The organism is Reyranella sp. (assembly GCF_965279625.1).
Classification (GTDB): Bacteria; Pseudomonadota; Alphaproteobacteria; order Reyranellales; family Reyranellaceae; genus Reyranella.
In genome coordinates this window covers 2,249,901-2,269,967 of the sequence record NZ_OZ257251.1, presented here as the reverse complement: position 1 = coordinate 2,269,967, position 20,067 = coordinate 2,249,901, and the positions used below count along the sequence as shown (strand labels likewise).

General features: G+C 65.9%; 19 protein-coding genes. 10 read left to right on the top strand and 9 right to left on the bottom strand.

Translation table 11 applies throughout. The annotated features are described in order from the left end of the window. Positions 1-15: 15 nt before the first annotated feature. Complete coding sequence (locus tag ACQY78_RS11085; RefSeq protein ID WP_425067575.1) at positions 16-399, bottom strand: HPF/RaiA family ribosome-associated protein; 384 nt, start codon at positions 397-399, stop codon at positions 16-18. A gap of 399 nt (positions 400-798) precedes the next feature. Next, on the bottom strand, positions 799-1,047 hold the full coding sequence (locus tag ACQY78_RS11080) for a DUF6356 family protein (protein ID WP_428685552.1): 249 nt from the start codon (positions 1,045-1,047) through the stop codon (positions 799-801). 91 nt (positions 1,048-1,138) lie between these two features. Here ACQY78_RS11080 and ACQY78_RS11075 point away from each other — a divergent pair, with 91 nt between their 5' ends. The 3 genes from ACQY78_RS11075 (at position 1,139) to ACQY78_RS11065 (ending at position 3,750) form a co-directional block, all read left to right on the top strand. After that, complete coding sequence (locus tag ACQY78_RS11075; protein ID WP_428685550.1) at positions 1,139-1,618, top strand: Lrp/AsnC family transcriptional regulator; 480 nt, start codon at positions 1,139-1,141, stop codon at positions 1,616-1,618. 75 nt (positions 1,619-1,693) lie between these two features. Beyond that, positions 1,694-2,689: a hydroxyacid dehydrogenase gene (locus ACQY78_RS11070; RefSeq protein WP_428685548.1), complete on the top strand. Its 996-nt coding sequence runs from the start codon at positions 1,694-1,696 to the stop codon at positions 2,687-2,689. A gap of 80 nt (positions 2,690-2,769) precedes the next feature. Beyond that, complete coding sequence (locus ACQY78_RS11065; RefSeq protein WP_428685546.1) at positions 2,770-3,750, top strand: aldo/keto reductase; 981 nt, start codon at positions 2,770-2,772, stop codon at positions 3,748-3,750. On the opposite strand, the gene ACQY78_RS11060 is transcribed toward ACQY78_RS11065, so the two are convergent. Next, complete coding sequence (locus ACQY78_RS11060) at positions 3,723-4,961, bottom strand: MFS transporter (protein WP_428685544.1); 1,239 nt, start codon at positions 4,959-4,961, stop codon at positions 3,723-3,725. The two genes, ACQY78_RS11065 and ACQY78_RS11060, sit on opposite strands and share 28 nt — an antisense overlap. Positions 4,962-5,038: 77 nt before the next feature. Here ACQY78_RS11060 and ACQY78_RS11055 point away from each other — a divergent pair, with 77 nt between their 5' ends. Genes ACQY78_RS11055 through ACQY78_RS11040 form a run of 4 tightly spaced genes read left to right on the top strand, consistent with a single transcriptional unit; the run spans position 5,039 to position 8,352 of the window. Then, positions 5,039-5,797, top strand: coding sequence for a TerC family protein (locus ACQY78_RS11055; RefSeq protein WP_428686356.1), 759 nt, complete (start codon positions 5,039-5,041; stop codon positions 5,795-5,797). A 41-nt stretch (positions 5,798-5,838) separates the two neighbouring features. After that, positions 5,839-6,591 (top strand): SDR family oxidoreductase, encoded by a 753-nt coding sequence (locus ACQY78_RS11050; protein WP_428685542.1) that lies wholly within the window; start codon positions 5,839-5,841, stop codon positions 6,589-6,591. A gap of 1 nt (position 6,592) precedes the next feature. Next, positions 6,593-7,435 (top strand): phytanoyl-CoA dioxygenase family protein, encoded by an 843-nt coding sequence (locus ACQY78_RS11045; protein ID WP_428685540.1) that lies wholly within the window; start codon positions 6,593-6,595, stop codon positions 7,433-7,435. Positions 7,436-7,437: 2 nt separating this feature from the next. Beyond that, positions 7,438-8,352, top strand: a complete 915-nt coding sequence (locus ACQY78_RS11040) for a polysaccharide deacetylase family protein (RefSeq protein WP_428685538.1) — start codon at positions 7,438-7,440, stop codon at positions 8,350-8,352. A 186-nt stretch (positions 8,353-8,538) separates the two neighbouring features. On the opposite strand, the gene ACQY78_RS11035 is transcribed toward ACQY78_RS11040, so the two are convergent. Beyond that, positions 8,539-9,330, bottom strand: coding sequence for a pentapeptide repeat-containing protein (locus tag ACQY78_RS11035; RefSeq protein WP_428685536.1), 792 nt, complete (start codon positions 9,328-9,330; stop codon positions 8,539-8,541). An 87-nt stretch (positions 9,331-9,417) separates the two neighbouring features. Between ACQY78_RS11035 and ACQY78_RS11030 the strand changes: the two genes are divergently transcribed. Further along, positions 9,418-10,656 (top strand): adenylate/guanylate cyclase domain-containing protein, encoded by a 1,239-nt coding sequence (locus ACQY78_RS11030; protein ID WP_428685534.1) that lies wholly within the window; start codon positions 9,418-9,420, stop codon positions 10,654-10,656. Between the two features lie 87 nt (positions 10,657-10,743). Here ACQY78_RS11030 and ACQY78_RS11025 read toward each other — a convergent pair whose 3' ends face one another. Genes ACQY78_RS11025 through ACQY78_RS11015 form a run of 3 tightly spaced genes read right to left on the bottom strand, consistent with a single transcriptional unit; the run spans position 10,744 to position 14,852 of the window. Further along, the gene (locus ACQY78_RS11025; protein ID WP_428685532.1) at positions 10,744-11,907 is read right to left on the bottom strand and encodes a serine hydrolase domain-containing protein; all 1,164 of its coding nucleotides are present in this window, start codon (positions 11,905-11,907) and stop codon (positions 10,744-10,746) included. Beyond that, positions 11,904-13,988, bottom strand: a complete 2,085-nt coding sequence (locus ACQY78_RS11020) for a S9 family peptidase (RefSeq protein ID WP_428685530.1) — start codon at positions 13,986-13,988, stop codon at positions 11,904-11,906. The genes ACQY78_RS11025 and ACQY78_RS11020 overlap by 4 nt, the downstream gene beginning before the upstream one ends. Before the next feature lie 15 nt (positions 13,989-14,003). After that, positions 14,004-14,852 carry an HpcH/HpaI aldolase family protein gene (locus ACQY78_RS11015; RefSeq protein WP_428685528.1) on the bottom strand — a complete coding sequence of 283 codons (849 nt, stop codon included), beginning with the start codon at positions 14,850-14,852 and terminating at the stop codon, positions 14,004-14,006. 112 nt (positions 14,853-14,964) lie between these two features. On the opposite strand from ACQY78_RS11015, the gene ACQY78_RS11010 reads away from it, so the two are divergent. Beyond that, a complete protein-coding gene (locus tag ACQY78_RS11010) occupies positions 14,965-15,879 on the top strand; it encodes a D-2-hydroxyacid dehydrogenase (protein ID WP_428685526.1) in 915 nt (304 codons plus the stop codon). Positions 15,880-15,915: 36 nt separating this feature from the next. On the opposite strand, the gene ACQY78_RS11005 is transcribed toward ACQY78_RS11010, so the two are convergent. Beyond that, positions 15,916-18,240, bottom strand: coding sequence for a DUF6600 domain-containing protein (locus tag ACQY78_RS11005; RefSeq protein ID WP_428685524.1), 2,325 nt, complete (start codon positions 18,238-18,240; stop codon positions 15,916-15,918). Between the two features lie 86 nt (positions 18,241-18,326). Here ACQY78_RS11005 and ACQY78_RS11000 point away from each other — a divergent pair, with 86 nt between their 5' ends. Next, on the top strand, positions 18,327-18,908 hold the full coding sequence (locus ACQY78_RS11000; RefSeq protein WP_428685522.1) for a hypothetical protein: 582 nt from the start codon (positions 18,327-18,329) through the stop codon (positions 18,906-18,908). A gap of 121 nt (positions 18,909-19,029) precedes the next feature. Here ACQY78_RS11000 and ACQY78_RS10995 read toward each other — a convergent pair whose 3' ends face one another. Beyond that, positions 19,030-20,049, bottom strand: coding sequence for an LLM class flavin-dependent oxidoreductase (locus ACQY78_RS10995; RefSeq protein WP_428685520.1), 1,020 nt, complete (start codon positions 20,047-20,049; stop codon positions 19,030-19,032). Positions 20,050-20,067 lie beyond the last annotated feature (18 nt).

Genomic DNA, 20,067 nt, shown 5'->3' with positions numbered 1-20,067 from the left:
ATTCCCACGCGGTCTCTAGCCTTCGGCACGATCCAGCGTGCGATCGATGCGCTCGTGGAGATTCTTTACTTCGCCGCGCTGCTTGCGCGCCCGTTCCTTGATCTGGCGCTTGGCGCGCCGGAACGCATCGTTCACCGCGAAGGTCGGATCGGCAAGCCGCTCGTCGTCATGCGACGTGTGATCGATGTTGACGTCGATATGGCCCGGCAGCGCGATGTGGATGTTGACGCTGAAGAGGTTGCTGCTGCGGTGATGGCGGTCGGGAACCTGCACGATTACCTGACAGGAAGTGAGGCGGCCATGAAGCTTCTCGAGCGTGTCGATGTGTTCGGAAATGAGCGTGTTCAACGCTTCGCTCGGCGTGCCGCCCTGATAGCTGATCCGTACCGGTGTTTCCATTACAGCCTCCGCTTCTGGTCGCTCCCCCGCTGGGAAAACGTAACATGTCGGGAAGGGGTTGCGGACTCTATTGACGGCGTCCCGGCAGCCGCCTTTCCTCAAGGTAGGTCCCCATCGTGGTATTCCAAAGGGCCGCCGCGGGATTTATCTCGTGGCCGCATTTCATGGAACGCGCCATGGCCGCCGGCTGCCTTGAAAGCGGCGAAATTCGCGCGCGAGTGCAGCGCGTCGAAAGCCGCGCTTGAACAGGTTCTGGTTGATCGACATCGGCGACGAAATTTATCGACGCGGTGACCGGCGCCCTGGCGCGGTCCTGTGCTTCAGCCGGGCGCGCGGCGAAGGCAATCGTCGCGAGGAAGAACGTCGCGACGGGCAAACCAACGAAGCTGGAGAGCGGGGCTAGTCGCCCGCCGCGACGACGGTGGCATCGTCCTTGGCCGGACGTACCACGCGATGGCTGACCATGCGGTGATGAAGCGCGCGGACTGTGTCGCTGCCGCGGGTCAGGCACAGCCACGGAAAGAAGCCGTGAACGAAGCAGGCCAGCGAGCCGATCAGCATCCTGGCGCCGAACCCGAAGGCCATGCCCATGTGCTGGAAGTAGGTCTCGTTGACCGAGGAGGGATGTTCGGTGAAGCGGCGGATCATGCGAGGAATTGTAGCGGCCGGGGGCGGAAACAGCTTGCTACCTTTGCGTCTGTACCGCCAAGGTTGAGAACGTCATTCCTCGGAAAGGTCTATGGCCGGAAAATTCACACTCGATTCCTTTGACAAGAAGATTCTGGATTGCCTCCAGGACAATGCCGACATGCCGCTGGCCGAGGTGGCAAAGCGCGTCGGCCTGTCGACCACGCCGTGCTGGCGGCGAATCAACCGGTTGCAGGAGGAGGGCATCGTGCGCTCGCGCGTGGCGCTGCTCGACCGCAAGGCGGTCAATGCCGGCGTCACCGTCTTCGTGGCGGTGCGCACGGCCCAGCACAGCGCCCAGTGGCTGACCCGCTTCGCCAAGGCCATCGCCTCGTTTCCCGAGGTCATGGACTGCTATCGCATGAGTGGTGAAATCGACTACCTGATCCGCCTGGCGCTGCCCGACATCGAGGCCTACGACGCCTTCTACAAGCGCCTGATCGCCAAGATCGAGCTGTCCGACGTGACCTCGATGTTCGCGATGGAGGAGATCAAGTCCACGACGCGGTTGCCGTTGAATTACCTGCCCTAGTTGCGGGCTCTGGCCTCCCGCGCCGCCCGGCCCTAGGATCGCGCCCGTTTGAATGACAAGATCGCAGGGGAAACGATGAATACGGGTCCGAATACAGGCAAGAACCGCAAGAAGGTGCTGATCGTTGGCCGCATGCCGGAGGCGGGAATTGCCGTCCTCAAGGCGCGTGACGATGTCGACTACGAGATCCTGACCGACGACACGGTGCCGTCGCTGCATCCGAAGCTCGCGGACGCCAATGCGGTGACCTTGGGCGCGACGCCGTTCCGCCAGGCCGAGCTCGACGCGGCACCCGGCATGATGGTGGTGGCGCGTCTCGGCGTCGGCTTCGACGCCGTCGAAATTCCCGCACTGAACAAGCGCAAGATTCCCCTGATGACCACCGGCATCGCCAACTCTGTTTCGGTGGCTGAGCATGCGATGTACATGCTGCTGGCCTCGGCGCGCCTCGTGAAGAAGTACGACCGGTTCGTGCGTGAGAAGGGCTGGCTGCAGCGCCTCTCCGACCTGCCGGCCGATCTTTCCGGCAAGACCATCCTCGTCGTCGGCATGGGCCGCATCGGCTCGCGCACGGTGAAACGTTGCGTCGCCTTCGACATGGAAGTCTTCGTCCTCGATCCGAACATCTCCGAGGCCGATATCCAGAAGGCCGGCGCCACCAAGGTGACCGACCTCAAGGCGATCCTGCCCAAGGTCGATTTCGTGTCGATCCATTGCCCGAAGGCCCCCGAAACGATCAACCTTTTCAATAAGGAGACGCTGGGCCTCATGAAGCCCGAAGCGTTCCTGGTGAACACCGCGCGCGGCGGCATCGTGAACGAGGATGCGCTGTACGAGGCGCTGAGCACCGGCAAGCTGCGCGGCGCCGGCCTCGACGTGCTCGACAAGGAGCCGCCGGATCCGGCCAACAAGCTGTTCACCCTGGAGAACGTGATCTTCAGCCCGCACATGGCGGGCGTCACCAAGGAGGCGAGCGACCGCATGGCCGTCACCGCCATCGAGAACATCCTGAGCGTGTTTGACGGCAGGCCCAATGCGGCGAACTGCGTGAACAAGGAAGTGCTGGGCTAGGCGCCCGCACGAAGGCGGAGTTTGGATAGGCGGCATCGGTCGGAAGCGACCGGTGCCGCAGCTTTTTGGAGGGGGTATCGATGAAGTATGGACCGCTCGGCCGCTCGGGCCTGATCGTCAGCCGGATCTGTCTCGGCGGAAATTCGTGGGGCGCCAAGGGCCGGCGGGGCTGGGGCAAGTTCGACGAGTCGGAAGCACCGGCCTATTTCAAGCGCGCGCTCGACGTCGGCATCACCTTCTTCGACACCGCCGACACCTACAATTTCGGGCGTTCCGAGGAGATCATGGGCGCCACGCTCATGAAGATGGCCCGGCGCGAGGACTTCGTGCTGTCGACCAAGGTCGGCATCCGCATGAGCGAGAACCAGAACGATGTCGGCACCGGTCGCAAGCATCTGATGGCCTCGGTCGACGCCCAGCTCAAGCGCCTGCAGACCGACTATATCGACGTCTACCAGGTCCATCGCCTCGATCCGCACACGCCGATCGAGGAGACCATGTACTCGCTCGACCAGATCGTGCGCTCGGGCAAGGTCCGCTACATCGGCGGCTCGACCATGCCGGCCTACAAGTTCGCGCAGATGGTTATGATCGCCGACTGGAAGGGCTACGCCCGGCCGATTGCCATGCAGAACCTCTACAACCTCGTCCAGCGCGAGGAGGAGCCCGAGATGAACCGGCTCTGCCAAGAGCAGGGCGTCGGGCTCATCCCCTATTCGCCGCTGGCGCGTGGCTTCCTGGCGGGCAACCGCAGCAAGGAGGGCGGCGGGACCACCGAGCGGGCGAAGAACGACACGGTCGTGAAGGACGGCACCTATCGCGACTGCGATTGGGAGATCGTCGAGCGGCTGAAGAAAACTGCCAAGGAGAAGGGCTGCACGCCGGCCCAGGCGGCGCTCGCCTGGCTGCTGCACAAGCCCTACATGGGCTCGCCGATCATCGGCGCCACCGATCTCGACCAACTGACGTCGGCCGCCAAGTCGACCGAGATCGCGCTCACGCCGGAGGAATGCAAGGAGCTCGAGGCGCCCTATCAGTTCCGGGTTTCGCCGGTCAACTGAGCGCGGCGGCCGATCGCGGCGGAGAACCAGAAGGCCAGCAGCGGCAGCACGATGGCGGCCGCCCAGAAGACGGGCGGCGCGCCCCAGCGGTCGACGATCGGAGCGGCGATGGGCACGCCGATCGCCTGGCCGACGAACAGGCAGAGCGCGAACAGCGCCATGCCGGCGCCGCGGGCCTCCGGCGCCATCTGGGTGCCGTTGGTCTGCAGCGTGTTGTGGAACATGTAGAACGACACGCCCGACAGGACGATGGCGGCAAATTCGACCTCGGCGTTCGGCGCCAGCGCCATGGCGGCGAAGGCGATGCCCAGTCCCGTGCCGCCCCAGGTGCAGAGACCGCGCTCGCCCAGGATGCGCACGAGATGGTGCGCCATCATCACATAGAGGAAGCCGCCGGCGCCGAAGGCGGCTACGGCGAGCCCGATGGCGGCGAAGCCAAGGTCGAAGCGCTGGTGCAGGTCGGCCCCGACGAAGGTGAAAGCGCCCCAGAAGACACCGCCCTCGAGCGCGACGACCAGGATGACCGTCATCGCCCAGGGCCGTTTGAGGACGCGGACCATCTGGCTGATCATCGAGCCTGCCGCCCGCTCGCCCGGGCGGGCGATGTCGGGCCGGGCGCGCATGACGGCGAACAACGCGCCGCCGGCCAGGATGTAGATCGCGGCCAGCACCCAGAAGACCGAACGCCAGCCCAGCCAGTCGCCGATGGCGCCGCCCAGGGCCGATCCGGTCATCAGGCCGAGCGTCTGGCCGGTGAGGAAGCGGGCCAGGGTCGCCTGTCGCTTTTCATAACTCACATTGTCGCCGACCCAGGCGATGGCCAGCGGGATGATCGCCGAGCCGGTTACGCCCGTCAGGAAGCGCGCCAGGGTGAGCATCCCAAGCGATGCCGAGACGGCGCTCAGCATGCAGCACAGGGCGGCACCGATGCAGGCGATGGCGACCACCGGCATCTTGCCGTAGCGGTCGCCGAACGGGCCGTGCACCAGCACGAAGACGCCGTTTGCGAACAGGAAGGCGGTGGCCGCGATCGAGGCCGCGCCGACGGTGACGCCGAAGGCGGCAGAGAGCTGCACCAGCAGCGGGTCGATCACGCGCATGTTGGCGGCGGACGCGAAGGCGGCCACCGACAGCAGCACGATGGCGATCGTCGGAGCGGCAGGCGGGAGGCTGGCGGGGGAGGGCCGCGGCGGGGCGGCGGGGGAAGGCATCGGTTCCGGGCTTACCGGGTCGGCTGTGTAAAAGAAAGGTCTCTTGGCGGGAGGCAGCAATGACCTATGTTGCGACCATGGAAGAACTCCTCGCCCTCGCCCGCGATCCCCAGGCCTGGGCCGCGCTCGCGACCCTGATCGTCATGGAAGTCGTGCTGGGCATCGACAACCTGATCTTCATCTCCATCCTGACCAACAAACTGCCGGAGGAGAAGCGGTCCAGGACCCGGCGCATCGGCATCGGGCTGGCGGTGTTCCTCCGCCTTGGCCTGCTGGGCAGCGTCGCCTTCATCGTCCAGCTCACCTCGCCCCTCTTTTCACTGTTCGGGCACGGATTTTCCTGGCGGGACCTCATCCTGATCGGCGGCGGCCTCTTCCTGATCTACAAGGCGACCAGCGAGATCAGAGACCATGTCGCCGCAGAGCATGAGGACGAGGAGGTTTCGGTCGCCTCCGCCGCGCGCGTCACCGTGGCGGGCGTAATCGGCCAGATCCTGATTCTGGACCTGGTCTTTTCGCTCGACAGCATCATCACCGCCGTGGGCATGACCGACGATATCCCGGTCATGGTGATCGCCGTCGTTGTGGCGGTCGGCCTGATGCTGGCGGCGGCCGATGGACTGGCGCGGTTCATCGGGCACAATCCGACCATCGTGATGCTGGCGCTGGGCTTCCTGCTGATGATCGGCATGACCCTGATCGCCGACGGCATGGGCGTGCACGTGCCCAAGGGCTATATCTACGCCGCGATGGCGTTCTCCGGGTTGGTCGAGGGGCTGAACATGCTGGCGCGTCGCGCGCAGAGCAAACGTCCGTTGCGCAAGCGCCCACGCTGACGCACTGACAAGGGGCGCAGCAGCGGGCTAATGTTCCCGCCATGAAGCTCAAGGATCAGGTGGCTATCGTCACGGGCGCGGCCTCCGGCATCGGTGCCGCGACCGCCCGGCTGTTCGCAACCGAAGGCGCAAAGGTCGCGCTGGTCGATCTCGACGAGGCGGGGTTGGCGAAGGTCGCCGCCGAGATCGGCAGCGAGACCCTCGTCATCCCGGCCGATGTCAGCAACAACGACCAGGCGCGTGCCGGCGTGGCAAAGGTCCTCGAGAAATGGGGCCGAGTCGACGTATTGGTCACCGCGGCCGGCGCCTCGTTCGGCGGCACGGTCGACAAGGTCGACGAGGCGACCTGGGACCGCACCTTCGCGATCAATGTGAAGGGCACCTTCCTGTGGGTCCATCACGCCATCCAGCCGATGCTTGCGGCCAAGTCGGGCGCCATCGTCACGCTGGGCTCGCAGCTCGCGCAGTCGAGCCTCGGCACCAACGTGGCCTACATCTCCTCCAAGGGCGCCATCGTCTCCTTCACCAAGACGGTCGCCGTCGATCATGCGGCCCAGGGCATCCGCATCAATGCGCTGATGCCCGGAGTCATCGACACGCCGATGCCGGCGCGCTCGCTGAAGCGGCAACCCGATCCCGAAGCCGCCCGCGCCTTCTGGAAGGTGCGTCATCCGATGGGCCGTATCGGCCAGCCGGAGGAGGTTGCCAAAGCCGCGCTCTTCCTCGCCTCTTCCGACTCCTCCTTCACCACGGGATCGCTGCTGTTCGTCGATGGCGGCTGGACGGCGCACTGACATGCCGAAGAAGCTCACGCCCGAGCAAGTCGCAGGCTATTCCCGTGACGGCTATGTCTGCCCGGTCGACGCTTTCGGGGCGGAGCGCACGCGGGCCTGGCGCGACAGGCTCGAGGCCTTCGAGCGCGCCCAGGGCCAGAAGCTGACGCGCGGCCACAATTTCAAGCCGCATCTCCTGTTTCCCTGGGTCGATGAGATCGTGCATTCCCCTGAGGTGCTCGATGCGGTCGAGGATCTGATCGGTCCCGACATCCGCCTGTTCCATCTCAGCGTCTGGCCCAAGGATGCAGGCTCCGGCGCCTATGTGAGCTGGCACCAGGACGCGACCTACTTCGCGCTGGAACCCGCCTGCCACGTCACCGCTTGGGTGGCGCTCTCCGACGCGCCGGTCGAAGCGGGCTGCATGGAGGTCGTGCCGGGGTCGCACAAGCTCGGCCAGCTGCCGCACGCGGAGATGCAGGACCCCGAGAACCTTCTGTCGCGAGGGCAGGAACTGGCGGGCGACTTCGATCGCAGCCGGACGGCGTTCATGCCGGTGAAGGCTGGCCAGTTCTCGCTGCACCACACGCACCTCGTGCACAATTCGCGGCCCAACCGTTCGAACGATCGGCGGATCGGGCTGGGCATAAGTTATGTCCCGACGTCGGCGCGTTGCACATCGTCGACGCGGGTCAGCGCCATGCTGGTGCGTGGCGAGGACAGATATGGACATTTCGACGATGAGCGGCGGCCGCTGCAGGAAGCCGGACCCGAGGAGCGGGCCTTCCATGCCGAGGCGGTCGACCGGTTCCGGCGAATGAACACCGAGCAGACCGACAACAAGGTTGCGGTCGTCAAGAGGTAGGGATGCACACGATCAAGCTGCCGTATCACGACCGCTATCCCTATTCGCCGATCACCGAGCGCAAGGACTATTCCTGGCCCGAGGGCAAGCGGCTCGCGGTCTATCTCGGCCTCAACATCGAACATTTCGCTTTCGGCGCGGGCGAGGGGCATCTCCTTACCGTCGCCAACCCGCCGCCCGATCCGCGCACCTTTGCGTGGCGCGACTATGGAAACCGGGTCGGTGTGTGGCGCCTGCTGGAGATGTTCGACGAGCTCAACCTGCCTGCCGCGCACCTGATCAACACGACGGTGTTCGACTATGCGCCGCAGATCGTCGACGCGCTCAAGGCGCGCGGCGACGAGTTCATCGGCCATGGCCGCACCAATGCCGAACGCCATGGCGGCATGTGGGAGGCCGACGAGAAGCGCTTCCTGCAGGAGATCAGCGACTCCATCGAAAAGGCATCGGGCAAGCGGCCGCGCGGTTGGATGGCGCCGTGGATGGCCTCGACCCGCGTCACGCCCGACCTGCTCAAGGAGACCGGCTACGATTTCCTGATGGACTGGCCCAACGACGACCAGCCGATCTGGATGAAGACCCGCTCCGGCCCGCTGATGAGCGTGCCCTATCCGATCGAGGTCAACGACAGTCCGCAGGTGCTGGTGCGCCATCACAGCGGCGAGGAGTTCCGCGACATGATCATCGGCCAGTTCGAGGAGCTGCTGCGGCAGTCAGCGAAGCAGCCGCTGGTCTGTGGCATCGCGCTCCACACGATGATCGTGGGCCAGCCCTACCGGCTGCGGGCGCTGCGCGAGGCGCTGTCGCACATCGTGAACCATCCGCAGAAGGACAAAGTCTGGTTCACGCGACCCAGCGACATCTACGATCACTGCGCCGCGTTGCCGAAGGGCACGATGGTACTGCCACCAGCCTAGGCTCTAGAGTCTGCTTTAAGATCGCTCGCACTCCCTCATCCTGGGGAGCACGCCGCAGGCGTGCGCCTCGAGGGATGGGCAACAGGCGCGGTGCTGGTTCCACCCTTCGAGATGCGGTCCTGCGGACCGCTCCTCGGGGTGAGGCCCTTGTTGGGATGATGCGATTCTCCGCCAATCGGAGAGACTTTAGTCGGGGTGCACCGAGACGCCGAGCCGTTCGAGAAGTTCCGTCTGTTGGCTTTCACCGATCATCAGCCCCGTGTAGCCAGACAGCACAGCCAGGTTCAGCCCGGAAATCGTCGAGCCGCGAAAATCCGCGCGGGTCAGATTGGCACGCTCCCATTCGGCCTTGTCGAGAGTGCAGTCGCGCATGATTGCGTCGGTGAGATTGACGTCGAAGAAGGCCGTGTCGAGGAACTTGCAGGTCAGGAACTCGCAGCTTTCGAGCGACACACCTGAGAAGTCGGTGAAGGTGAAGTTGCAGGCCTCGAAACGCCCCCGGGTGACGATCACCCGCTTCGAGATTACCTTGGTGAAGGTGGAGGCGTGGAAGCGCACGCCCCGGAAGCTGCATTCCCGAGCCCGGAAATCATGCATGTCGCAGCGTTCGAAGGTGCTGACCGCGAAGTTGCACTTTTCCGCTTCGACGTCCCGCAGATCGCAGAAGGCGAAGGTACATCCCTTCTTCTGGTCGGCGTCGAAGAAATTGGTGCCCTGAAATCGAGCGCCCGCGAACTTGCAGCTTGCGAACCGGCCCGGTGAAAAACGGCAGTCCTTGAACTGCGCTCCGGAGAAATCGGCGCCGCGGACGGCCGGCAGATCGAAGAGGCAATCGGTGAACAGGCATTCCTTGAGGTCGAGTTCATCGAGCGCGACGGCGGAGGTGAAGACCGCGGCTTCGAAGGAGCGGCTCGTCTTCAGCCGCGCGTCTAGGTCGTCCTGGCAAAGGGGCTTCTGCGTGGGACCGGTGTTCGCCATAGGCGTGCCCTTGCTTTGAGGTCTATCCTTGCCACGAGAGTGGCTACCCACGTTCCACCGATTTATCGATGCCCGGAGACCCTGTCGATGAAATCTGCCCCCCTCGCCGGATGGCTGGCCCAGGCAGGTCTGCGCAACATGCCGCTGGAAGACATTGTTGACGGATTTGGCCGCCGCCTGAACGAGGCGGGCCTGCGGATCGAGCGCCTGTTCGTGGGCATGAACACGCTGCATCCCATGGTGCGGGCGCGCAGCCTGATTTGGGATGCGGCGGAGGGCGTCAACCAGCATTTCGAAATCGCCCATTCCGAGATCGACTCGACGCAAGTTCGGAACAGCCCGTTCGCGGTGATGCTGCGCGACGGTATCGCCGAACGGCGCTGTCGGTTGGACACGAATGAAGCGTTGCCGGACGTCCCGGTTTTCGAGGAACTGCGCACCGCCGGTATGACCGAATGGATCGGCTGGGTGCAGCCTTTTGGCGAATTGTCGCCGCAGGTCGGCAGCCCAACCGAGGTCGAGCATGCCGAGCGCTTGTGGCTCGTCTTTTCCGCGTCGACCGGTCGGCCCGGCGGCTTCCGCGACGAGGATGTCGCCTTCCTGCGCGAGGTGCTGCCGGTCTTCGCCGTCGCGGTGAAGGCAACGAGCCTGCGCGGTATCGGCCATGGCCTGCTGGCGGCCTATCTCGGCAACGACCCGGCGAGCCGCGTGCTCTCCGGCACCGTGCTGCGCGGCGAGGCGCAGAGTGTCGAGGCCGTGGTGCTCTTCACCGACCTCAGAGGTTTCACGGCGCTGGCCGACACGATGCCCGGTCGTGAGCTGATCGCGCTGCTCGACGACTACTTCAACTGCATGGTTCAGCCGGTCGTCACACGCGACGGGGAGGTGCTGAAGTTCATGGGGGACGGGATGCTGGCGGCGTTCGGCGTGGTCCTCCACGATCGTGCCGAGGTCTGCGCCGCGGCGCTCGCGGCGGCGGAAGAGGTGCTGGCCCGCGTCGACGCGCTGAACGTGGAGCGGCGAAACGCCGGACAACCCGCGACGACGCTCGACATCTCCCTGCACATCGGCCGCGTGCTCTACGGCAATGTCGGCTCCGACACGCGGCTCGATTTCACGGTGATCGGGCCAGCCGTCAACGAAGCCTCGCGTATCGAGGCGCTGTGCGAGCCGCTGGGCCAGGCGCTGCTGATGTCGCAAGCCTTCGCGGAAGCGGCGACCGCAAGCCGCGACCGGCTTGTCTCTCTCGGCCGCCACCATCTGCGGGGCGTCCGCGAGGACACGGAACTGTTCGGTTTGGCGGGCACGCCCCCAATGTCATCCTGAGCGTAGCGAAGGATCTTGCGCCAACCACGCAGTCCTTTGGTCGCTCCGCTACGTCCTTCGCTGCGCTCAGGACGACAGGGTGTTGCCTCAGCGCCCGTAAACCGCGCTCTCGAAGGCGTGGAAGAGAGGCAGCGACTTCACGTCAGCGAAGGGCAGGATCTGCGTCATGTAGACGCCGCCCAGGCGCTTCTTGCGGTCGATCCAGTAGTACGTGTTCGGCAGGCCGGCCCACGAGAGGCTGCCGGCCGAGCGGCCGGTCGGGGCCTCTTCGTTGTTGATCATGAAGCTCAGGCCCCATTGCTTGGCGATGCCGGGGAAGAACTCGGCATCGTTGGACAAAGCCGGCATTACCGTCCTGAGCAGGCTCACCGTCGAATCGCCCATCGCGTTGCCGGCCATCGCATCGACTGTCTCGGGCCTCATCACCGTTTCGCCGCGTGCCGACATGCCATCGTTCAGCACCATGCGCACGAACTTCAGGTAATCGTTGGCCGTCGAGTAGAGACCGCCGCCGCCCGCCTCGAATTCGGGATTCTGCGGGACTTCGCGCTTCAGGTCGGCGACGAGGCTGCCGTCGGCCTTGCGGTGATGGACACGGGCCAGGCGGGCGCGCATCGCCGGGGTCATACGGAAGGCAGTACTGTCCATGCCGAGTGGCCCGAACAGATCGTCGTGCATCACCTGGCCCAGCTTCTTGCCCGTGACGGCCTCGACCATCTGGCCAGCCCAGTCGATGCCGATCCCGTATTGCCAGCGCGCGCCGGGATCGAAGAGGAGGGGCGTGGTCAGCGACTTGTCGAGGCCGGTGCCGATGGTCGGCACGTCCATGACCTCACGATACCGCAGGATTTCGGGGTTCCAGATGTCGTAGCCGAAGCCCGCGGTATGCGTCAGCAGATGACGCAAGGTGATGTCGCGTACGGGCTTGCGCAGCCGCGGCTTGCCGTCCGCGTCGAAGCCTTCCAGCACCTTTACTTCGCCGAGATAGGGGATCACTCCCTTCGCGGGCGCATCGAGTTTCAGGGTGCCGCGCTCGACCTGCTGCATGGCGACCGCGCCGGTCACCGCCTTGGTCATGGAGGCGATCCACATGACGGTGTCGGGGGTCATGTCGGCATCCTGGCCCAGGATCGCCTTGCCGAAGCCGCCCTCGTAGATCGTGCCGTTGCCGTCGGTCGCGACGGCCGCGACGCCGGGCACGTCGCCGCGCTGCACGGCTTCGCTCAGGAGCGTGTCGATGCGCGCCTTCATGGTTTCACTCCTGCAAGGCCAACCGTGTCGAGCGCGAAGGCGTATCCGATCGCCACCTCGTCGAGGCGGGAGAAACGGCCCGAGGCGCCGCCGTGGCCCGCACCCATGTTGGTGTGCAGGATGACCGGCCCGCCGCCCGTCATGGTCGCGCGCAGCCGGGCCACCCACTTGGCGGGCTCCCAGTAGGTGACGCGCGGATCGGTGAGGCCGGCCATCGCCAGGATCGCTGGATAATGCTGCGCCGTCACATTGTCATAGGGCGAGTAGGAGCGGATGTAGTTGAAGGCCGCGGCGTCGGTGATCGGATTGCCCCATTCGGGCCATTCCGGCGGCGTGAGCGGCAGCTTGTCGTCGAGCATGGTCGCCAGCACATCCACAAACGGTACTTCGGCGAGGATGCCGGCGAACAGGTCAGGCGCACGGTTGGCGACTGCGCCCATCAGCATGCCGCCGGCGCTGCCGCCATGGCCGACGATGCGTCCGGCCGACGTGTATTTCGCCTCGATCAACGCATGGCCGGCCGCGACGAAATCGTCGAACGTGTTGGTTTTCTTCTCGCGCTTGCCGTCGAGATACCACGACCAGCCCTTGTCCGAGCCGCCGCGGATATGGGCGATGGCATAGACGAAGCCGCGATCGACCAGCGACAGGCGGTTGGCCGAGAAGGACGCCGGCATGGCCATGCCGTAGGAGCCGTAGCCGTAGAGCAGGAGCGGTGCGCGGCCGTCGCGCACCAGGTCGCGACGATGCAGGATCGACACCGGCACCTCGGCGCCGTCGTGCGCAATCGCCGTGATGCGCGTCGTGACGTAGGCGGCGGGATCGTGACCGGACGGAATCTCCTGGCGTTTGCGCAAGGTGCGCTGCCGCGTCGCCATGTCGTAGTCGTAGACTTCGCCCGGCGTCGTCATCGACGAATAGGCAAAGCGCATGACCTTCGTGTCGAACTCGTACCCGCCGATCATGTCGAGCGAATAGGCGGTCTCGTCGAAGGCGATCGTATGCTCGGCCCCGGTCGCCAGATCGCGGATCACGATCGAGGGCAGGGCATTGGTGCGTTCCAGCCGCACGAGATGGGCGGCATAAAGATCGACGCCCAGGATGTAGGTGCCCGGCCGGTGCGGGACCAGCTCGCGCCAGTTGGCGCGCTTCGGAGCGGCGAGCGGCGCGGTGACTATCTTGAAATCGATCGCGCCGCCTTCGTTGGTGAGGATGAACAGCTCATCGCCGCGATCGGCCACGCTGTAGCGCACGCCCTTTTCGCGCGGCGCGATCAGGCGCGTCGCTGCGTCGGCGATCGAGAGATCGATCAACCGTTCCTCGGTGGTGTCGTGGTCGCCGCCCGAGATGACGCAGAAGCGGCCACTGGCGCTCTCGCCGATGCGGGTGAACCAGCCGGTGTCGTGCTCCTCGTAGACGAGGACGTCGTCGGCCTGGGCCGTGCCCAGCCGGTGCCGGTAGACTTTCAGAGGACGATGATTGTCGTCGACCTGGACGTAGAAGAAAAACGAGGAGTCGCGGCCCCAGACGACGCTGCCGCTCGTCTCCGTCAGGACATCGGGCAGGTCCTCTGCCGTATCCCAGCGCCGGATGCGCAGGGTGAAGTATTCCGAGCCGCGCAGGTCGGCGCTCCACGCCTCGAGCCGGTGGTCTGGCGAATGGCGCGTGCCGCCGAACTTGAAATAGTCCGATACTTTCGCCAGCGCATCGCCGTCGAGGATCGTCTGCATCTCGCCGCCGTCGCGCGGCGTGCGGCCGATCTGCTGGTGCTGGCCGCCTTCGCGGAACTTCCAGAGATAGGAAAACGGCCCGTCCGGCGTCGGCACGCCGGAATCGTCTTCCTTGATGCGGCCGCGCATTTCCGCGACCAGCGTCTTCTGAAGCGCCTGCGTCGGCCCGAGCCTCTCCTCGGCATAGGCGTTCTCCGCCTCGACATAGGCGCGGATCTCGGGATGGAGCAGGGATGGATCGCGCAGCACCTCCTGCCACTTCTCGTCCTTCAGCCACGCGTAGTCGTCGGTGATCGTGACGCCGTGCAGGGTGCGCCGCGACGGGTGTCGCGACGCGATCGGTGGCTTCATGTGGGGCTCGCAGAGTTAGTAGTTGCCGGCCTTCGCAGGCGCCTTGGCCGGCGCTGCGGGCTTGTCGCCCAGCATGCCGCGCATCTCGGCACCCTTGGTGTCCCACCAGTCGGCGAGGATGCGGACGTCCCAGCCGATGCAGAAATGCTTCACGCCCATGTCGAGATACTTGGCCGCCTGGCTGGGATCGCGCAGCTCGACGCGGGGATGCAGGCCCTTCTTCAGCGCCGTCTCGATCGTCTTCTTCTCGGCCGCCACCACGTCGGGATGGTTGGCCTGCCCGGTCAGGCCGATACTCATGGAAAAGTCGGAGGCGCCGAACTGCACCATGTCGAGGCCCGGCACGTCGAGGATGGCGTCGAGATCGTCAACGCAGGACTTCTTCTCGACCATGATGGCGATCACGACTTCGTTCAGCGCATCGACATAGGCGGGCGAGCCGCCCGTACGGACCGTGCCGACGTCGCGCCGCATGCCGACGCCAAGGCGACCGCGGCCGCGTGCGCCCTGGGCCATCGTGGTCTCGGCACGCACGGCGTCGACGGCGGCCTTGGCGTCCTCGACCGAGCGGATGTCGGCGAACAGCACGCTCTGGAAGCCCGAGCCGATCGCCCGCATGGCCTGGTGCGTGTACTGGGTCTGCTCGATCTTGATCATGCCCGACATGCCCATCAGCTCGAACGAGCGCCCGAGATTGTCGAGATCGTGCATGGTGAAGGGCGCGTACTCGGCGGTGAATTCCACATAGTCGTACTGTTTGGAATGGCCGATGAGCTCGACCAGCGTCGGCCACGCCGACAGGATGTGCGTGCCGAGTGTCGGCTTGCCCTCGTTCAGGCGTTCACGAAGCGGATTGCGGCTCATCTTGTTCCCCCAGGGTGGTCGTTCGGGCTAGTGTGGCACCTTGTGCAGGGGGAGTTCCATGTTTCCGACGAGAGATAAGCTGACAATCTGCTTCGCGCATGCGGCATACCAGATGAAAGCGCGGTTCGATGCCCGGAATACCGGCATCAACAGCTTCCAGGTGCGCAGCTACGACGAGTTCGTGCAGAGGGTCGGCGAGGCCGACGTCGTCTCCGCTTCGGGCATGTGGAAGAATGACATCATTCCCCACGCCACGAAGCTGAAGTTCATCCAGTCGATCAGCTCCGGCATGGACCAGTATTCCAAGGAATTGCTGGGTGCCAAGGGTATCCGTCTGGCGAGCGGTGCCGGCGTCAATGCCCGCGCCGTGGCCGAACACGCGTTGGCCCTGATCCTCGCGATCTTCCGCCGGCTGCCCGAGGCGCGCGACAACCAGCACAAGAAGGTGTGGCGCGGCATGCTGGGCGATCTCACCCAGCGCGAGGACGAGCTGGGCGGCAAGACGCTCCTGATCGTCGGCATGGGCCGGATCGGCAGCCATCTCGCGAAGCTCGCCAAGGCCTTCGACATGAAGGTGATCGGCATCCGCCGCGACCCGAAGGCCGGGACCAATGGGGCCGACGAAATCTACGCCATGGACGACCTGGTGAAGCTGGTCCCACAGGCCGACATCGTGGCGCTGACCTGCGCACTGACTCCTGAGACGACCGGCTTGATGAGTGCGCCGGCCTTCGCGGCGATGAAGCCTTCGTCGGTCTTCGTGAATGTCGCTCGCGGCAAGGTCGCGGACGAGGCGGCGCTCATCGCGACGATGGAAGGAAACAAGATCTGGGCGGCGGCACTGGACGTCACCGTCGAGGAGCCCTTGCCGGCCGCATCGCCGCTCTGGACGATGCCCAATGTCTTCGTCACCCCGCACACGGCAGGCGAGACACGCGCCTACGAAGACAACGTCATCGACATCCTGATCGAGAATCTCGACCGCCTGTGGCGGGGCGAGACGACACTGCGCAACCAGGTTCTGTAGGCCAAAGCTTCAGGTCTGCCGCCCAAGGAGGACGAGCTAGTCCTTGTCCTTCTTGCTGTTGTTCCGCTGCTGCTGCTGCGGCTCGGGCTTCGGCGGCTGGGCAATCTGCTGTTGCTGCTGCGGGGCCGGTGCCCGGGTCTCCCGATCCTTGGGAGCCTGCTGTTGCGGCTGAGGCTGAGGCTGCTGGCGCTGCGGCTGGGCCTGCTGCGGCGGCGGGGCCGGAGCGGGAGCAGCCTGACGCGGTGCTTCCTGACGGGGCGCAGCCTCGGGCTTCGGCGCCGGCTGCGGGGCAGCCTGTCGGGGCGCCTCCGGACGCGGCTGGGGAGTGGCGGCCGGGGATCGCTGCGGAGCGGGCGTCGCCTGTTTCGGCTCGTCCTGCTTCGGCTGGGGGGCCGCGTTCGGCTTCTGCGGTTCGGGGGCCGCCTGCTTGCGCTCTTCCTGGCGAGACTGTGGCTCGACCGGCCTCTCGGAGGAGGGCGCGGCCTGCTTCGGCTCGGACCGCTTGGTGTCGTCGCGCTTACTGTCATCGCGCTTTGACGGTGACGGGTCGGGCGAGGCGAGTGCGGGCTTCGGGGGCGCCGGCGCGGCCTCCTTCTGCGACGGGGCCGCAGGCTTCCCGGTATCTTGCTTCGCCGGTTCCGACTTTCCAGGCTCCTGTTTGGCCTGCTCCGGCGCCGCCTTGTCCGTCTCCTTGTCCGTCTCCTTGAGCGCTGGAGGGGCGGCGCCCTGCCGCGGCTGCAGAGGTGGCGTTGCCGGTTTGGCTATCCTGGTGTCGGCCTTGTCGCCGGTGGTTGCCTTGCTGTCGGTCGAAGCGATCTTCGGACCCGGCGCGGCGGCCTTCCTGTCGGTTTCGGCGGCCTTGGGCTTGGACAAGGTCTGCATGTCCGCCTCGACGGTCTTCGAAGCCGGGGCATCAGCCGCCTTGCCCTTCGCGTCCGCCTGGCCCTTGGCCTCGGCCGGGGACTTGTCGTCGGTCGGGTTCGCGGCAGATTTGGCATTGGGCGCGGCGGCGAAGGACGCGGTGGGCGCGGGCGGCGCGGAGACGGGCGCTACGGCGGCCTTCGCCATCTGATCGGCAGTGACTTTCAGGGCCGCGCGCTGGACAGGCTGCGAGCGAACGAATGTCTGCGACGGCACGATCGTCGCAAAACGCTGGTTCGCCAGCACCGAGTTCTGACCCGCAACGAAAGCCTCACGGCGCTGAGCCCCTTCCCAGCGATCGTTGAGGTCGCGGTCCTGGATGCGCGCCGCGCGGTTGATGCGCTGATAGTAGTCGCGATTAGTGGAATAGGGCGGGACATAGGCCTCGCGGGGCCCCAGGGGGAACCAGCCAACGGGCCCGCTATTGCGGCCCTGGTTGCCGAGCTGCGCCGCCAGTTCGAGGCCGCCCACGAACGCCACCAGCGCCGGTGCATAGACCGGGCGCTCCTCGCGCTGCGGCGGGACCCAGACCCAGCGGTTATTGCTGTTGGCCCAACGCCCATAGTGGTACGGCGCGAAACCCCACGGCTGTTCGTCGATCCACGTCCAGCCCCACGGCTTCACGTAGGACCAGTGGCCGGTGCGATAGGGCGCCCAGTCGGCCGGCGGCGAACGCGGCACCCAGACCTGGCCATAGCTGCCGTCGTTGACCCAGTTGCCGTAGCCGTTGAGGTCCTCGTAGCCGGTCATGCCGGCCGGCAGGTATTGCGGCTGCTGGTCGTAGACGACCTGCTTGTCGCGCGCGGCCCACGAGGCGGCCGGGGCCGGCGGGGCGGCGCGCACGGTCTTGAGCTGCATCGAAGAGCCGTCGCCGTAGACTTCGCCGACCTCACCAGGCCGCACGGCCAGCGTCTGTCCATTGAGTCCCTGGATCTGGGCCGCGCCGGCCCGCACGCCGAGGCGCGTCGGGTCCTGCTGCGAGCCGGCCTCGACATAGTAGTCACCCTGCTGCTGGAGCGTGATAGTCCCGCGCGGCGTCACGATCTCATAGGGCTGCGTGGCCTCCATCTGGGTGGTCGTCTTCACGTCGACCCGACCCTGCGCCAGTTGCAAGCGTACCTGCCGGTCGTCGATCTGCGTCATGTCGAGCTCGGTGGACCCGTCCATGCGGATGCGCGTGCCTGCAAGCGAGACCTCGCTGCGGGAATTGGGCTCGGTCCACAGGGCGTCGCCGGTCGTCAGGGGCGTGTTGACGACGGCTTTGCTCCAGCCATTCTCTTCGTCATCGTGGAAGGAGACGGTGCCCTCCACAAAGGCGAGACGCCCCACGCGGCCCGGCGGGTCGTTCTGCGTCTGTGCCATGACGGTGCAGGTGATCAGGGAAGCTCCGACGAAACCGGCCAGAACCTTCATCGTCGTGCGTCCAAACACTTCGCCCATACGGGACCTCCTGCTAGGCTAGGTCTCCTGAACGCCCAGCCGGTATCCCGGTTGCGCACGTAGACACAAACACAGGGGGAGAGAAGATGAGCGTCGCCGACCCGCACCGCGTCGTCCTGACCGGCGAGAACCCGTTCCTTCGCCTCAGCGAAAAGGACGGCGATCCCAACTCGACCGATGCCAGCTACTGGCGGATCCTGTTCTGCAAGGCCGGGCCGGGACACGTGCTCTACCTGAAGAGCGAGCTGACGCACGGCCACTGGCGCATCTATTCCGACAACATCGCCATGGCACGCTGGCTGCAGCAGACCGTGCAGGGGATGCTCAATCCCGAGCTGAAGGACCTGTCGATCCCGGTCATCGATGCCGACTTCAGCAAGTCGGGCGACCCGCGCTACTTCTGGACCGAATATGTGTCGGCGGCCGATGCCGAGATCGCGCTCACCTGGCACGATATCGGCGATCCGCTGCTGATCCACACCGAGCCCAACCAGGAGCCGAATCCGCGGCCCTACGGCGTCTGCACCGTGCTTGTTCCGGCGCTCTCCGGCCGCCTGACGCTGAACGGCCAGCAGGCCCGCGGCAAGCCCTGGCCGCGCGAACGCGAAGGGCGCCCCTTCAGCACTTCGGCATTGGCCTTCTCGGAGAGCTGGACCGAAACGCGGTAGAGTCCTTCAAAGACGTTTCACCTACCAGCATGGGCATGAGCACCGTGCCTGTTTGCCATCCTTCGAGACGGCCCGTCGGCCCTCCTCAGGATGAGGTCTTGTGGTCTGAAAGAACTGTCGCCTACGGCGCGAAGCCGTAGGCCTTGGCGAGTTCGGTGTAGCTGTCGCGGCGGACCTGCTCGTCGTGGGTCCAGGTGACGACGGCCATCTCGTCGACGCCGACGCGGTCCTTCAATTCGGTGATGCGCGCTGCCACTTCGGGGCCGGTGCCGACGAAGGTATCCTTACGGAACTGTTCCATCTTCGCCGCTTCGTAGGCGGTGACCGGCGCCTGGGCCGCCTCGTCGGGCGGCAGCAACGGACCCAGGATGTTCTTGTCGCGATTGATCCGGCTCAGCGCCCGCGACGTGAAATGGTACTGCGCCTTCTCCATCGTGTCGGCGGCCAGCGCCCAGACGCAGAGGGCGGAATGCGGCTCGGGATGGCGCGCGCTCGGGCGGTAGTTCTTCTTGTAGAGATCGATGGCACGCTCGCCGCCGGCGCCGTCGCTGAAGAACCAGGCATAGCAGTAGGGCAAGCCGAACAGCGCCGCGACCTGGGCGCCGTAGTCGGAGCTGCCCAGGATCCAGGCCTCGGGCGCGGTCGCGCTCTGGGGAAAGGCCTTCACCGTCGCGAAGGGATGGCGCTCGACCAGCGGTTCGTTATGGACCCAGGCGATCAGGTCGCGCACGTCGGCAGGAAAATGTTCGGGCCGTTCGTTGGCCGCGGGATTGAGGGCGAAGGCAGTGCGGCCGTCCGACCCCGGCGCTCGGCCGAGGCCCATGTCGATGCGGCCCGGCGCCAGGGCGTCGAGCACGCGGAACACCTCGGCCACTTTGAAGGGCGAGTAGTGCGGCAGCATGATGCCGGCACTGCCGATGCGGATCCGGTCCGTCGTGGCCGCGATTGCGGCCATCACGATCTCGGGCGCGGTCCCGACGATGGTCGGGTGATTATGATGCTCCGATACCCAGAAGCGCTCGTAACCCAGCGCTTCGCAGTGCTTCGCAAGCGACACGGTGTTTCGGATGGACTGGTCCTGCGGCCGGCCTGAGACGGCGATCGACTGGTCCAGCACGGAGAGGCGGAAGGGACGTGGCATCGGCTGGAGATGGGCCTT

Excerpts from the sequence above, each read along its gene's own strand:
- ACQY78_RS10995 (WP_428685520.1), bottom strand. The coding sequence starts at position 20,049 with ATGCCACGTCCCTTCCGCCTCTCCGTGCTGGACCAGTCGATCGCCGTC.
- ACQY78_RS11000 (WP_428685522.1), top strand. The coding sequence starts at position 18,327 with ATGAGCGTCGCCGACCCGCACCGCGTCGTCCTGACCGGCGAGAACCCG.
- ACQY78_RS11055 (WP_428686356.1), top strand. The coding sequence starts at position 5,039 with ATGGAAGAACTCCTCGCCCTCGCCCGCGATCCCCAGGCCTGGGCCGCG.
- ACQY78_RS11080 (WP_428685552.1), bottom strand. The coding sequence starts at position 1,047 with ATGATCCGCCGCTTCACCGAACATCCCTCCTCGGTCAACGAGACCTAC.
- ACQY78_RS11010 (WP_428685526.1), top strand. The coding sequence starts at position 14,965 with ATGAAAGCGCGGTTCGATGCCCGGAATACCGGCATCAACAGCTTCCAG.
- ACQY78_RS11045 (WP_428685540.1), top strand. The coding sequence starts at position 6,593 with ATGCCGAAGAAGCTCACGCCCGAGCAAGTCGCAGGCTATTCCCGTGAC.
- ACQY78_RS11020 (WP_428685530.1), bottom strand. The coding sequence starts at position 13,988 with ATGAAGCCACCGATCGCGTCGCGACACCCGTCGCGGCGCACCCTGCAC.
- ACQY78_RS11040 (WP_428685538.1), top strand. The coding sequence starts at position 7,438 with ATGCACACGATCAAGCTGCCGTATCACGACCGCTATCCCTATTCGCCG.
- ACQY78_RS11015 (WP_428685528.1), bottom strand. The coding sequence starts at position 14,852 with ATGAGCCGCAATCCGCTTCGTGAACGCCTGAACGAGGGCAAGCCGACA.
- ACQY78_RS11065 (WP_428685546.1), top strand. The coding sequence starts at position 2,770 with ATGAAGTATGGACCGCTCGGCCGCTCGGGCCTGATCGTCAGCCGGATC.
- ACQY78_RS11005 (WP_428685524.1), bottom strand. The coding sequence starts at position 18,240 with ATGGGCGAAGTGTTTGGACGCACGACGATGAAGGTTCTGGCCGGTTTC.
- ACQY78_RS11060 (WP_428685544.1), bottom strand. The coding sequence starts at position 4,961 with ATGCCTTCCCCCGCCGCCCCGCCGCGGCCCTCCCCCGCCAGCCTCCCG.
- ACQY78_RS11075 (WP_428685550.1), top strand. The coding sequence starts at position 1,139 with ATGGCCGGAAAATTCACACTCGATTCCTTTGACAAGAAGATTCTGGAT.
- ACQY78_RS11070 (WP_428685548.1), top strand. The coding sequence starts at position 1,694 with ATGAATACGGGTCCGAATACAGGCAAGAACCGCAAGAAGGTGCTGATC.
- ACQY78_RS11085 (WP_425067575.1), bottom strand. The coding sequence starts at position 399 with ATGGAAACACCGGTACGGATCAGCTATCAGGGCGGCACGCCGAGCGAA.
- ACQY78_RS11030 (WP_428685534.1), top strand. The coding sequence starts at position 9,418 with ATGAAATCTGCCCCCCTCGCCGGATGGCTGGCCCAGGCAGGTCTGCGC.
- ACQY78_RS11050 (WP_428685542.1), top strand. The coding sequence starts at position 5,839 with ATGAAGCTCAAGGATCAGGTGGCTATCGTCACGGGCGCGGCCTCCGGC.
- ACQY78_RS11035 (WP_428685536.1), bottom strand. The coding sequence starts at position 9,330 with ATGGCGAACACCGGTCCCACGCAGAAGCCCCTTTGCCAGGACGACCTA.
- ACQY78_RS11025 (WP_428685532.1), bottom strand. The coding sequence starts at position 11,907 with ATGAAGGCGCGCATCGACACGCTCCTGAGCGAAGCCGTGCAGCGCGGC.